The organism is Limimonas halophila (assembly GCF_900100655.1).
In the GTDB taxonomy this organism is placed as follows: Bacteria; Pseudomonadota; Alphaproteobacteria; order Kiloniellales; family Rhodovibrionaceae; genus Limimonas; species Limimonas halophila.
Map to the genome: position 1 here is coordinate 175,420 of NZ_FNCE01000006.1, position 13,113 is coordinate 188,532.

A 13,113-nucleotide genomic window follows, 5' to 3' on the forward strand; every position below is an offset into this window, starting at 1 on the left:
TGGGGCGCCATGCCAGTGCCTGTCAGCCCCGTCGGGGTCAGCTCTTGAAGGCGGTGGACATCGCCTCGGTGAGCGGGTTGATGAGATATTCAAGCATCGTCCGCTCGCCGGTCTTGATAAAGACCTGGGCGGGCATCCCGGCCTGAAGCTTCTTGCCGCCGAGCTTTTCCAGCTCCTCCGACCCGATCTTCACGCGCGCCTTGTAGAAGGACTTGTTGTTTTCCTCCCGCACGATGCGGTCGGCGGAAACCGTCTTCACCTTGCCGAAAAGAACCGGGGTGGTGCGCATGTCGAAGGCGCTCAGGCGGACCTCGGCCTTCTGGCCTTCCTTGACCTGGTCGATGTCGCGCGGCTTGACCTCCGCCTCGACGATCAGCTCGTCGTCCGTCGGGATGATCTGCATGATCTTCTGGCCGGGCCGCACCACCGCACTGTCCTCGGTGTGGATCTTCATGTTCTGCACCACGCCGGCCTGGGGCGCGCTGATCGTGGTCCGGGCCAACTTTTCGTTCGCCATGACCAGCTGCTTGCGCAACTCGGTGACGCGGTCCTCGACCTTGCGCAGCTCGCTGACGACCTTTTCCTGAAACTCCTGGCGCACCTGTTCGATCTGCAACTCGGCCTTGCTGATCTGCGCCTGGGCGCGCGCGATCGAGGCCTGGTCGGCGCCGATGTCCCCTTCAAGCTGGGCGAGCTGACGCTCGCGCTGGAGCACACGCGTTTTCGGGAAGAGCCCCTGCTCGTGCAGCTTGCGCAGGCTCTTGAGTTCGTTGGTGAGGATATCGGTCTGGCGCCGCTTGCTGGCCAGCTGCGCCCGCACGCCGCCGATTTCCTGTTCCAGCCGCTGGATCTTCTGCTTCTGGATCGCGACCTGCCCCTCGCGCGTGCGCTGGCGCTCGGCGAAGCTGCTGCGCTCACCCGCCATGATCGCGCGGACCTGGGGCTGATCGCGGCGGCGCGTCAGCTCCTCGGGAAAGTCGATCGACGCCTTGCCGTCGCGTTCCGCGAGCAGGCGCGCCCGGCGGGCCAGCGCCGAGTCCAGCTTGGCACGCACGGATTCCACCTGGGCCTTGGCCTCGGTGCCGTCGAGCTGGACAAGCACCTCGCCGCGCTTCACGGCGTCGCCGTTCTGGACGAGGATGTTCTTGATGACGCCGCCGTCCAGGTGCTGGACCGTCTTGCGGTTGCTTTCCACCACGACCGTCCCCGGCGCCACGGAGGCGCTGTCCAGCGGTGCCATCGCCGCCCAGGTGCCGAAGCCCGCGAACGCCACCATGATGATGGCGATGCCGATGAGGACGGCCTTGTTCGGCCCGCTCGGCTGATAGGGGCGGTCGTCGCGCTCCTGGCTGTCGCCGGCGCTGGGGAGCTGAACGACGTTGGGCTGTTCCTCGGAGGACATGGTTCAGGCTACCTCGAAAACGGGGATCACCGGGAAAACGGCGTCACGGTGGTGGCCTTGCCGGTGCGCTGCTCGCCGGAGGCGGCCTGCGACTCGTCGCCGTCCTCGCCGCCGGACTGGCCCTGCTCACCGTCGCCGCCCTGGTCGCTCGCCTGGGCGGGCTCACCGGCGGGAGCCTGGCCGCTCTGGCCCCCGGAAACCTGCTGCTGGCGGTTGCCGCCGCTGACCGCGGCGGGGCGCGTGTACTTCTGCAGGACTTCCTGGCGCGGACCAAAGGCCTGGACCTGCCCGTTGTCCAGGGCGAGCACCTTGTCCGCCGTGCCGAGCAGCGGCGGCCGGTGGGTGATCATGATGACGCTGACGCCCTCTTTCTTGATCTCGGCCAGGGCGTTGAGCAGCGCCTTCTCGCCCGCGGTGTCCAGGTTGGCGTTGGGCTCGTCCAGCAGCACCACGCGCACGTCGTTGTAGAGCGCGCGCGCCAGGCCGACGCGCTGGCGCTGCCCGCCGGACAGGCTCTGCCCGCTGGCGCCGATCTCGGTGTCGTAGCCGTCGGGCAGGCGCAGGATCATTTCGTGCGCGCCGGCCCGCTTGGCCGCGCGCACCACCTCGTCCGGGTCGACCTCGCGGAAGCGGGCGATGTTCTCGGCGACCGTGCCCTCGAACAGCTCAACGTCCTGCGGCAGGTAGCCCAGATAGGGGCCGAGCTGCGTCTTGTCCCAGTCGTGGATGTCCGCGCCGTCCAGCCGGATGCTGCCGGAAGCGACGGGCCAGATGCCCATGAGCGCGCGCGCCAGCGAGGACTTGCCGGCGCCCGACGGGCCGATCACGCCCAGCGTCTCGCCCGGATCGATCTTGAAGCGCACCCCGCGCAGCACCGGCGTGCGCGTGCCCGGCGGCACGACCACGGCGTTCTCCGCGCTGACCTCGCCCTTGGGGGCGGGCAGCGGCATGGGGTCGCGGTCGTCCTCCTGGTTGAGCAACACGTCGTTCAGGCGGTTGAAGGCGCTGCGCGCCTTGATGAAACCGCGCCACTGCCCGACCGCGCTCTCCACGGGCGCGAGCGCGCGGCCCATGAGGATGGAAGCGGCGATCATCGTGCCGGGCGTGATCTCGCGCTGAAGCGCCAGAAAGGCGCCGGTGCCGAGCACGCCGACCTGGAGCATCATGCGCACCGCCTTGGACGTGGCGAGGATCGCGCCCGCCCGGTCGCTGGCGAGCGATTGGCGCGAGAGAACGTCCGCGTGCTTCTTGCGCCAGCGCTGCAGGATGCCGGGCATCATGCCCATCGCCTGCACGGCCTCGGCGTTGCGCAGGCTGGTGGTGACGAAGCCGTCCGCGGACACCGATTCCTTGGACGCCTCGGCCAGCGGTTTGCGCGTGGCGAACTCGTTCGACAGCGCGAGCGCGAAAATAATGACCGCGCCGATCGTGGCCGCGAAGCCGAGCAGCGGGTGGAACATGTAGATCACCGCCAGGAAGACCGGCACCCACGGCGCGTCGCAGAACGCGATCAGGCCCTGGCCGGTCAGGAACTCGCGCACGCTGTCCAGATCGCGCAGCGCCTGGGAGTTGCCGCCCCCACCCTTCATCACGCTGCGCGCGAACACGGCCTTGAAGACGTCGGCGTTGAGCTTTTCGTCCAGCTTCCAGCCGATGCGCACCAGCACGCGCGAGCGCACCAGCTCCAGCAGGCCGAACACCACCAGCAGGCCGCCGGCGATGATGGTCAGCATGATGAGCGTGGTCTCGTTGCGGCTGGACAGCACCCGGTCGTAGACCTGGAGCATGTACATCGGCGCGACCAGCATCAGCAGGTTGATGAAGAAGCTGAACACGATGGTCGCGCTGAACGGCCCGCTCAGGGAGCGGAAAGCGCCCGCGAGCTTGCGGGAGCGCTGCTGCTGTTGGTTGGCCTTGGCTCGTTTCACTGTCGCCGCTCGCCGAATCCCAGGATGCGGTTGGCGTACGGGGCGGACTCGTCCCCGGCGCGACGGCGCACACCGGTATCTCCCATACGCCAGCCGCGCACAGGACTGTGTATACGCCTTCGGGTGCCGGCAGCAAACCGCGGACCGCCACAACGCCCCACGGTTGCACGCAGCGCGCGAAACCGTCGGCGACCCGGTCCGGTGAACACAGGGCCAGCAACGGGAACGCGGGCGCGCTTGACCGGCTATTGAGTAACTGTCTAACAGGGATGCGGTTCACGGCCAAGCGGCGATTCGCACCGCCGCGGGGCCGCACATCCAATCTGGCTTGGATTGCCCAGGGGGCGCCCGGCTTGCCAGGCCGGGGCGGCCTCGTCAGAGTGCCGGCGTCCGGTTGACCGTCGGCCAGCCGCTTCCGTCCGCGTTCGGAGGTCCGAGACGTGCACATGCGACCCGCCCACTTTGCGCTGGCGCTCGGCGCCATCGCCGCCGCCGCGCCGACGGCCGCCGCAGCCGAGAGCATCCAGGACGCCCTGGGCCAGACCTACCGCACCAATCCGGACATTCAGGCGGCGCGCGCGCGTGTGCGCCAGACGAACGAGCGGGTGCCGCAGGCCTACGGCAACTGGAAGCCCAGCGTGTCCGTCAGCGCCTCCACGGGGATCGAGAACCAGGAGGAGGATCAGGTCAGTGGCTTAACGGGCACCGCCACGACGACCAACGAAACCCTCACGCCCGACACGGCCACGCTGCAGGTGCAGCAGCCGCTCTACCGCGGCGGCAGCAACTTCGCCCAGCTCAACCGCGCGAAACGCCGGGTGGCGGCGGAGCGCAACCGCATGGACGCGACGACGCAGCAGACGCTCCTGCGCGGCGCGCGGGCGTACCTGGACGTCTGGCGCGACCAGCAGTTGCTCGAATTCAGTCAGGGCAACGTGGAGGCGCTCAAGGATCTGCTGGATGCGGCGCGCAAGCGCTTCGACCGGGGCGTGAACACGCGAACGGACGTGGTGCAGGCACGCTCGCGCCTGGCCGGCGGCCGACGCCAGCTGGAGAACTTCCGCGGACAGCTGCGGCAGAGCCGCGCCGTGTATCGCGAGGTCGTGGGGACCCGTCCGGAGAACTTGGAATACCCCGAGCTCATCGAGCAACTGCCGCAAAGCCGAAGCGAAGCCGCGTCGATGGCGGCGGAAAGCAGCCCAAGCGTGCAGGCCGCCGAGCAGTCCGCCCGCGCGGCCGAGCAGGACATCCGCCAGACCGCCGGCCAGCTCCTGCCCACGGTGTCGATCCAGGGCAACGCCAGCCGGCGGACCGACACCGACCAGAGCATCCCGCGCACACGCCGCGCCTCGGTGACGATCAACGTCCAGGTGCCGCTCTACCAGCAGGGCATCGTCACCAGCCAGGTGCGCCAGGCCAAGCAGACCGCCAACGAGCGCCAGCTCACCGCGATGTCCACCACGCGCCAGGCCAAGCAGCGCGCGCGCAGCGCCTGGGCCCAACTGGAAGCCGCGCGCCAGCGCGTGGAGACGGCCCGCGTCGAGGTGGATACCGCCCAGGAAACGCTGGAGGGCCTGCGCGAGGAGAACCGCGTGGGCACGCGCACGGTGCAGGACGTGCTGGACGGCCAGCGCGACCTCTTCCAGGCAAAGATCGCCCTGGCCCGCGCCCGCCGGGACCTTGCCCTGGCGCGCTTCCGTCTGCTCGAATCCGTGGGCCAACTCACGCCCTCGCGCCTGGAGCTTGGCGTGGAGTCCTACAACCCGGCGCCGGCCTACGGCGAGGTGCGCGACGAATGGTGGTCGCTCACCGCCCCCGAGACGGACGTCGAGATCCCGGCCGTCTTCCCCTTCAACGACTGAGCCGGGTCGCGCCGTCGGCGTGCTGGCGATCGAAGCCGCGGCGGGCGGAGCGCGTCGGGTGCGCGGGCGTCCGTGCATCCGCCGGCCCGCCGCGAGCCGCATGGCACGCTCGCACAGGGCGTGGCCCTTTCCCGTTCCGCCCAGCCGAATCAGCTGAGACGCCGCCGGCGCGTCCTGCCAGGCGCATACGGCTTGCCGGACCGGCAAACCCGCGCGCCAGCCTTTGGACGGCCAAGCCGCGCGTGTCGATGCGTCCCTGTCGCCGGGGCGCCCCAACGGCCCAAGGCGACCCCGGTCCCCTCGATCGCGCCGCTTTCGGGTGCGTGGCGACGTCCGGCGGAACCCGATTCGCGGCTACGGCCTTCCCACAGGGAATCGGACGGGACAGCGGCATGGATGCAACGCCGGCGGGGAAAGCGCACAAGAAATGGCGGGGTACGTCGCTCTCGGCAAAGACGACGGCGATCATTCAAAAATGTGTCAAGCCACGCTGAATACCAGATGTGCCGCGCCTTTGGCGGAATGATCCCCTCTGGCGTTCCGGGAGCAGTCGTGACAGAGATTGGGTCGCGGTTCGCCCGGCGGGTCCCGGTGCCGGCGCCCGCGAAACGACCCGCCGGGTTCACGCCCCCCAATCATGCGTTCAAGAGGAAACGAGGCCATGCCGCAGACGAAACAGCGGAAGGTGCCGGTCAACCTGCGTCAAAGCGGTGACCACGACGTCAAGATGTTGATCGGTACGCGCGTGCGCAAGTCGTGCTACTGGCACAAGTCGGTCGAGCACGGCGTTCGCGCGGTGACCGTTTACAACCGCATGTACCACCCCCGGCTGTACTTCTCCGACGAGCAGAACAGCCTCATGGGTGAGTACTACTTCCTCACCAACTACGTGACGCTGTGGAACGTCGCCGTTGAGCGGCAGATCATGGTCAAGGGCCCGGACGCGATGGAGTTCGTCAATCGCGTCGTGACCCGCGACATGAAGAAGAAGATGCCGGTCAACAAGGGCCGCTACGTCATCCTCTGCGACCAGGAGGGTGGCATCATCAACGACCCCGTTCTTCTGCGCGTGGCCGAGGACGAGTTCTGGTTCTCCATCTCCGACAGCGACCTTCAGCTGTGGTTCAAGGGTCTGAACCAGGGCTGGAACCTGGACGTGGAGATCGCCGAGATCGACGTCTCGCCGGTGCAGGTCCAGGGCCCGTACGCCCAGCCGCTGATGGCCAAGCTCTTCGGCGAGCAGATCAAGGAGATGGGCTACTACTGGCTGTGGCAGACCGAGCTGAACGGCATGCAGGTGGTGATCTCCCGCACCGGCTTCTCCGGTGAGGTCGGCTACGAGGTCTACCTGCGCAACTCCATGCGCGATGCCGACCAGCTCTGGGACACCATCGTCGAGGCCGGTCAGGAGTACAACCTGCGCGTCATCGCGCCGGGCCACATCCGCCGCATCGAGGCCGGCATCCTGTCCTACGGCCAGGACATGGACCTCGAGACCAACCCCTTCGAGGTTCCGCTGGAGTGGCAGTACGACGGTGAGAAGGAAGACTGGTACGTCGGCAAGGAGGCGCTCGACCGCATCGCCAGCGAGGGGGTCGAGCGCAAGCTCGTCGGCCTCGTCATGGGTGGCCCGCCGGTGCGCTGGTACAACACCGACTTCTGGCTGGTCTACGACGAGACCGGCGAGAACGGCGTCGGCTACGTCACCAGCGCGTTCTACTCCCCGAAGATGGAGACGAACATCGCGCTGGCCTTCGTGCCGAAGAAGTACGCCGAGCTGGGCACCGCGCTGTCCGTCGGCCTGCCGGCCGAGGCCACGCCGGTGAACGCCACCGTCCACCAGGTGCCGTTCTTCGACGCGAACAAGGAGTTGCCGCGCGGCGGCCAGCCCGGTCAGCAGCTCAAGGGATAAGGCTGACAGGCTGGCGCGTGCGCCGGCACGCGCCGGCCGAACGGCCCGGCTATCGTGGTCGGGGCCGCGGCGAACCGCGGTCCCCGGCCCCGCAAAAAACGCCGATGCCCACAAGCCCCCGATGCACCTGCATCGGGGGCTTTCTTTTTGTCGCCGCGGCGCGTCCAAGGGCGCGCCTGTGGGCCCCCCGATCCACCTGCATCGGGGGCTTTCTTTTTGACACGGCGGCGCGTCCAAGGGCGCGCCCCACCGGGGGTCCAGGTGTTCGCGGTGCGCTGACCGGGTGCCGTGGGCGGCGGTTACAGCCCGTGGTACCAGCGGTACCAGGCGACAAAGGCAGGCAGGCCGGTGTCGATGCTCACCGTGGGACGGTAGCCCAATTCCGCTTCCACGCGCGTCAAATGCGCCGCCGTGTAGGGAACGTCCCCGGGTGGCAGATCCGCGTAGCGCTTGTCCGCCTCGCGGCCGCACGCCGCTTCCAGCACGGCGACGAAGCGGCTCACGGGTTCGGCGTGGCTGTTGCCCAGGTTGTAGACGCGGTGCGGCACGGGCCCCTCGGGCGGCCGGTCCAGGGCGGCCAGGATGCCGGCGACGATGTCGTCGATGTGGGTGAAATCGCGCCGCGCGCGGCCGTGGCCGTAGAGCGTCAGCGGCCGGCCGCTGAGGATGGCGTCGGTGAAGGTCGAATACGCCATGTCGGGCCGCCCCCAGGGTCCGTAGACCGTAAAGAAGCGCAGGCCGGTCATCGGGGTTGGGTAGAGCTGGGCGTAGGTCTGCGCCATCAGCTCGCCCGCGCGCTTCGTGGCGCCGTAGACGGATTCCTGGGCATCGGCCCGGTCGTCCTCGCGGAACGCGGTCGCCGTGGAGCGCCCGTAGACCGAGGACGAGCTGGCGTAGACGATGTGGCGCACCCGCGCCAGCCGGCGCGCGGCTTCCAGCACGGCCACCTGACCGCGCACGTTGGCGTCGACGAAACGCAGCGGCTCGGCGATGGACTCGCGAACGCCCGCTCGCGCGGCCAGATGCACGATCCGGTCGATATCCGGGTGCGCGGCGACGACCTCGGCAAGCTCGGCGCTGTCCGCCACGTCCCCCCGGTGGAAATCGAAGCCGTCGCGCTGGCGCAACGGCGCCAGCCGGTCGTGCTTGAGCGCCAGCGCGCCGTCGTCGGTAAGCGCGTCCAGCCCCACCACGCGTTCGCCCCGATCCAGCAGCGCGCGCGCCAGATGGCTGCCGATGAAGCCCGCAACGCCGGTTATCAGTACGGCCATGACGACGCCCTCCCCTTCAGCGCCGGCCGAGCTTCTGGCGCAGAACGTCGCGCGCCGCGCGCACACCGCCCACGATGCCCTGGCTCATCTCCGCTTCCAGCGCGTCAATGTGCCGGAGGGCGGGCGCCATCTCGGCGTGCGTGCGGTCGATGCGGTCCCACTCTGCCCAGAACGCGGGGGAGTCGAGCGACCACTCGCCGCTCGCCAAGCGCCGGAGCGCCAGATAGGCATCCCGCGTCAGCGGGCTCAGCCGCGGGTGCGCGCGCAGCTCGGCCTCGCTGGCGGCGTTGCGACGCAGCCCCTGGCTGAGGAAGTCGGTGGCGTAGGCGTCCAGGTTGCGCTCGACCGCGTCCGTGACCGGCAGGCCGAGCGTGTCCGCCGCGCGCATCAGCTCACCCTTGGCGTCGCCGAGCAGGCGGTCGTACTCCAGCACCGCCAGCGGATGCTGGGCCGCCCGGCGGAAGTTGGGCACCAGGCGCGCCAGGATTTCCAGGTCGCTGTTTTCCTGCACGCCCCGGCGCAGGCTGGCCTTGGTGCGCGACTTGGCGACGCTGATGGGGTTGCGCAGCGCGACGACGTAGCTCGGCTCGCAGCCCACGCGCGCGAAGACGCGTTCCCAGAACGGCAGGAAACTCAGCACGCCGCCGGCCTTGAAACCCCACACCGGGCTGTCGCCGAAGCGCGCGTGGATGACCTCGGCGGCGCGCTCGACCAGGGGCTCCAGGTCCGCCCCCTCGACCTCTTCGGCGCTCAGGCGCGTGACGCCCGCCCCCGAGCGCTTGAAGCCGAAGGTGCGGCGCAGGTCGTAGTTGACCCGGATCAGATCCCAGTCCTCGAAGAAGCCTTTCGGGTTCTTCGCGGTGCCGGCCTTGAGGTTGTCGCCCAGGTCCACGCCCAGCGCGGCGACGCCGCGGGTGACGGCGCTGGTGCCGCTGCGCCCGGCGCCGACCACCACGACGGCGCGCTGCCGGTGGGTGGCGTCTGCGGTGCTCACGGTGCTGCGGTCCGCTTGCCTTGGCGGGTGCGGCGTGATCGGGTCACGCCGCGATCAGGCGCTTGAAGCGCTCGATCATGCCCTGGCGCTTGATGACGATCAGGAAGACCTTGCGCAGGTAGCCCTCGGGGCAGGCGATCTCGCGCACACCGTGCCAGGAGTTCTGATTGCGGATGAAGAGCAGGCTGCGGTTGCCGAGTGATTCGGCCCCGTAGGCGCGGTCGAAGTCCGCGAAGGCGGGCGCGGATTTGTGGCTGAAGCGCCCGTTGTCGTCGAGGATGACCGTCTCGCCGCCCCAGCTGGGATCCCAGTCGTCCGCGGTGTTGAAGTAGAGCAGGTGGGAGCCGAGCTTCCACGCCGCGTCGCAGTGCGGCGACACCGAGCAGCCCTGGGGCGTGTAGTGCCACTGGCAGCTGATCTCGAAGTTGTCGTTGCCGATCATTCGGGCGAGGAACGTGCGGTATTCGGGCCCGTGCACTTCGGCGACGAAGTCGTGCCACGCCTGCGAGATGGGCAGATCCGGGCTGTAGGGAAGCTTGTAGCGGTCGTGCGGGGCCTGCCCGTGCCGCCGCGGCTTGCCGAACGAGGTCTCGAAGATCTCGACCGGCGGAAGCTCCGCGCGCAGGGTTTCGTAGGCCTCCTGGCGCAGGACGCCCGCCGGGTTCACCCACGGGTAGGGGTGGGCGTTCTGGAACGCCGACTCGTCGAGCTCGGCCATTCGGTCATCGTCGAAGAACTTCACGGCACCTCTCCTCGCCGCACAATCCGTCTGCCCGAAACTCGCCCGCACCGGCGGGGTTTTTCACATTGCCGGCGCCCAATCAAGTGCACCGCGGCGGCCCCTGGGCCGGCGACAGCATGGTCAAAACGTGTAACACGCTTGTGAAATGAAGCCGCGGCAGCGCGTCGCGATGGTCTCCTGTTATCGTGTCGTAACACAGGCGCGCTACCCTGCGGCCGATGCGGCCAGGGCCGCGCCAGAGAGCGCCCCCAGGGCAAGCGGTGGGTTCATGACGCAGCAGACCCCGCACGCCGTGCTCCTCCAGGAGGGCCGCCGGGGCGACGACGCGCAGCTCCAGGCGCTCGCCGACGCCCTGGGCTGGCCGCACACACGCGTCCGCGTCCGCCGAAGCCTGGTCCGGGTCGCCCTGGACCGCCTGACGGCCAGCCTGGGTCTCCCCGGAGACCGCGAGGCCGTGGCGCGGGTCGGCCCGCCCTGGCCGGACGCGGTGTTCGTCATCGGCGGGCGGTCCATCGGCCTGGCGCGGCACGTCCGCCGCCGCTCGGGCGGGCGCACGCGCATCGTCGCCCTCGGGCGTCCCTGGGCGCCCCTGGACCAGCCCGACCTCGTCATCACCACGCCGCAGTACAAGCTGCCGGCCGACGCCAACGTCGTGCACAACCACCTGCCGCTGAACACCCTGGATCCGGCGCGCCTGGCCGCCGGCGCGGCGGCGTGGCGCCCGCGCGTGGCGGACCTGCCCGGCCCCTGCGTGACCGTCCTGCTGGGCGGCAACAGCAGCACGCACGTCTTCGACGCGGCCACCGCCCGGCGACTCGCCGCCCTGGCGAGCGAGCGCGCTGGCGAGTTGGGCGGGTCGGTCCTCGCCTGCGGCAGCCCGCGCACCCCGGCCGCCGCCGTCGAAGCCTTCGCGGCGGCGCTGACGGTGCCCAACCGGGTCATCCCGTGGCGGCCGGACGCGGCGGACAACCCCTTGGCCGGCTTCGTCGCGCTGGGCGAGCGCCTGCTGGTGACCGGCGAAAGCGCCTCGATGGTCGCGGAAACCCTGCGCACCGGCAAACCGGTGGAAACCGTGGAGCTGCCGCTGCGCCGGCGGGCGGCCGTGGTGACCAAACACCTCCCCCACGTGATCGAACGGCTCGGGCTGGGTCGGCCCTGCGCGGGCCTGTCGGCGGCGCTGACCCGCCGCGGCCTCTGGGTGCCGCCGCGCGATCTCGGCCGCGTCCACGAAGCCCTCGCCGCCGCCGGCGGCCCGACCGCCGAGGTGCCCGCCGAGGACGTGGCGCGGGCATGCGCCGCCGTGCGCGCCCTGATCGCCGCGCCGCGGGAAGCCGCCGGGCCGGCGGACGCCTCCGTGCGCCCCGCGGCCTGAACGCCCCGCCGGCGACGGCACGGCTTGCCGTCCGGCTGCCGTGGCGCCAAACTCCGGCCCCGTCCGGCCTAGGCGGCCGGGTGCACGTCCTGTCCGGCGCCACCTTCGTTCCGCGCGATGCCCCTCGCCGACACGCTCACCGACAACCGCGCCGTGCGCGGGCTGCGCGCGCTTGGCGGCCACATCCGCGCGAAGCCGTGGCTGCGCCCCGTCCGCAATGCGGGCACGCTGCTGATCGGGCGCACCGCCCAGGCCGTGCTCGGCCTGGTGGCCATGGCGCTGGCGGCGCGAGCCCTGGGCACCGAAGCGTTCGGCATCCTGGCGGTGCTGGAAAGCCTGGTGATCGCGACCGGGAAGCTGACGCGGCTGAACGCGCAGCACGCCATCCTGCGCCACGGCGCGGAGGCGCTACAGGCCGACCGTCCGCGCCACCTGCAGCGGCTGATCCAGTACGGCGTGACAGTCAACGCGCTCAGCGCGGCGGTCGCCCTGACGATTGTGATGGTGGCGCTGGGTCCGGCGGGCGACGCCTTCGGGCTGCCGCCGGACGCGGCCCCGATGGCGCGGGTCTACGGCACGCTCGTCGTCTTCATCATGTTCGTGGACACGCCGCGCGGCGTGCTGCAGCTCTTCGACCGCTGGCGGCTGCTGTCGCTGCAATCCGCCGTGGCGCCGTTCCTGCGCGTGCTGACGGGCGCGGGGATGCTGCTCGCTGGCGCGGGGCTGCCGGCGTTCCTGCTTGCGTGGTTCGCGGCGCGCGCCTTCGCCCGCATGGTGATGATGGCGATGGCGCTGCGCACGCTGCGCGAGCGCGGCCTGCTGCGCGGCCTGGCGCGGCCCGCCCGGCGCTTCTGGCGGCCCGAGCCGGGCATCTGGCGCTACGTGGGCGGCATCCAGGTGACGCGCGGGCTGATGACGCTGCGCGAGGACGCCGCGGTCATCGCGGTGGGCTGGCTGCTCGGCCCCGGCGGCGCTGGCCTCTTCCGCGTGGCGGATAAACTGGGCCAGGTGGTGGAGAAGCCGGTGAGCAAGCTGCTCACGCCCACGATCCTGCCCGAACTGACCCATCAGGCGGCGCGCGGCCACACCCGCGACCGGCGCAAGATGGTGCTGCGCACGGCGGCGCTCGCGGGCGGGTTTTCCCTCGTCCTCTGCGGCGCGCTCGCGCTGGCCGGCAAGCCGGTCATCGCCCTGGCCTTCGGCGAGGCCTACACGGGCGCCTACGCGGCGATGGTGCTGACGGCCGTGGCCTTCGCGGGGCAGGCCTGGATCTTTCCCTTGCAGCCGCTGCTGTTCTCCACCGGCCACGTGCGGCTGGTGGTGGCGGTGCGCGCCATCACCACGGCCGTCTACTTCGCCGCGCTGGCGGGCGGCACCGTGGCCTTCGGCGTAACCGGCGCGGGCCTGGCGGCCATCGTCTACGTCGCCGTGTTGGGCGCGCTCTTTCTGGTGCTCGGCCGTGCGCCGCTGTCGGGGTATCTGCGCAAGCAGCAGCGAAGCTGACTCATACTGCCGAATTGATGAAATCATCGACCCCAACCCCCTCTGTAATCTCCCCCTTCCCCTTGTAGGGGAAGGGGGAGATGGGTTTGGGGCGATAGCCCGAAACCCAGAGGGGGATGGGGCTATG

General features: G+C 70.4%; 9 protein-coding genes. 4 read left to right on the plus strand and 5 right to left on the minus strand.

Translation table 11 applies throughout. From position 1 onward, the window contains the following. Positions 1-37: 37 nt before the first annotated feature. Together BLQ43_RS09715 and BLQ43_RS09720 are read right to left on the minus strand one after the other, a co-directional pair. Positions 38-1,402 (minus strand): HlyD family type I secretion periplasmic adaptor subunit, encoded by a 1,365-nt coding sequence (locus BLQ43_RS09715; RefSeq protein WP_090020236.1) that lies wholly within the window; start codon positions 1,400-1,402, stop codon positions 38-40. 26 nt (positions 1,403-1,428) lie between these two features. Continuing rightward, positions 1,429-3,330: a type I secretion system permease/ATPase gene (locus tag BLQ43_RS09720; protein WP_090020238.1), complete on the minus strand. Its 1,902-nt coding sequence runs from the start codon at positions 3,328-3,330 to the stop codon at positions 1,429-1,431. Between the two features lie 446 nt (positions 3,331-3,776). Here BLQ43_RS09720 and BLQ43_RS09725 point away from each other — a divergent pair, with 446 nt between their 5' ends. Both BLQ43_RS09725 and BLQ43_RS09730 read left to right on the plus strand, forming a co-directional pair. Further along, positions 3,777-5,192, plus strand: coding sequence for a TolC family outer membrane protein (locus tag BLQ43_RS09725; protein ID WP_090020240.1), 1,416 nt, complete (start codon positions 3,777-3,779; stop codon positions 5,190-5,192). A gap of 661 nt (positions 5,193-5,853) precedes the next feature. Next, positions 5,854-7,104 (plus strand): glycine cleavage T C-terminal barrel domain-containing protein, encoded by a 1,251-nt coding sequence (locus BLQ43_RS09730; protein ID WP_218119173.1) that lies wholly within the window; start codon positions 5,854-5,856, stop codon positions 7,102-7,104. 299 nt (positions 7,105-7,403) lie between these two features. Here the strand turns inward: BLQ43_RS09730 and BLQ43_RS09735 are convergent, their stop codons facing one another. Genes BLQ43_RS09735 through BLQ43_RS09745 form a run of 3 tightly spaced genes read right to left on the minus strand, consistent with a single transcriptional unit; the run spans position 7,404 to position 10,111 of the window. After that, entirely contained in the window at positions 7,404-8,375 is a 972-nt protein-coding gene (locus BLQ43_RS09735) for an NAD-dependent epimerase/dehydratase family protein (protein WP_090020281.1), read from the minus strand. Positions 8,376-8,391: 16 nt separating this feature from the next. Beyond that, positions 8,392-9,369, minus strand: a complete 978-nt coding sequence (locus BLQ43_RS09740) for a sulfotransferase family protein (RefSeq protein WP_090020244.1) — start codon at positions 9,367-9,369, stop codon at positions 8,392-8,394. Positions 9,370-9,412: 43 nt separating this feature from the next. After that, positions 9,413-10,111, minus strand: a complete 699-nt coding sequence (locus BLQ43_RS09745) for a 2OG-Fe(II) oxygenase (RefSeq protein ID WP_090020246.1) — start codon at positions 10,109-10,111, stop codon at positions 9,413-9,415. Positions 10,112-10,379: 268 nt separating this feature from the next. Here BLQ43_RS09745 and BLQ43_RS09750 point away from each other — a divergent pair, with 268 nt between their 5' ends. Together BLQ43_RS09750 and BLQ43_RS09755 are read left to right on the plus strand one after the other, a co-directional pair. Next, positions 10,380-11,483, plus strand: coding sequence for an ELM1/GtrOC1 family putative glycosyltransferase (locus tag BLQ43_RS09750; protein ID WP_176758623.1), 1,104 nt, complete (start codon positions 10,380-10,382; stop codon positions 11,481-11,483). A gap of 117 nt (positions 11,484-11,600) precedes the next feature. After that, entirely contained in the window at positions 11,601-12,986 is a 1,386-nt protein-coding gene (locus tag BLQ43_RS09755) for a lipopolysaccharide biosynthesis protein (protein ID WP_090020250.1), read from the plus strand. Positions 12,987-13,113: the final 127 nt, after the last annotated feature.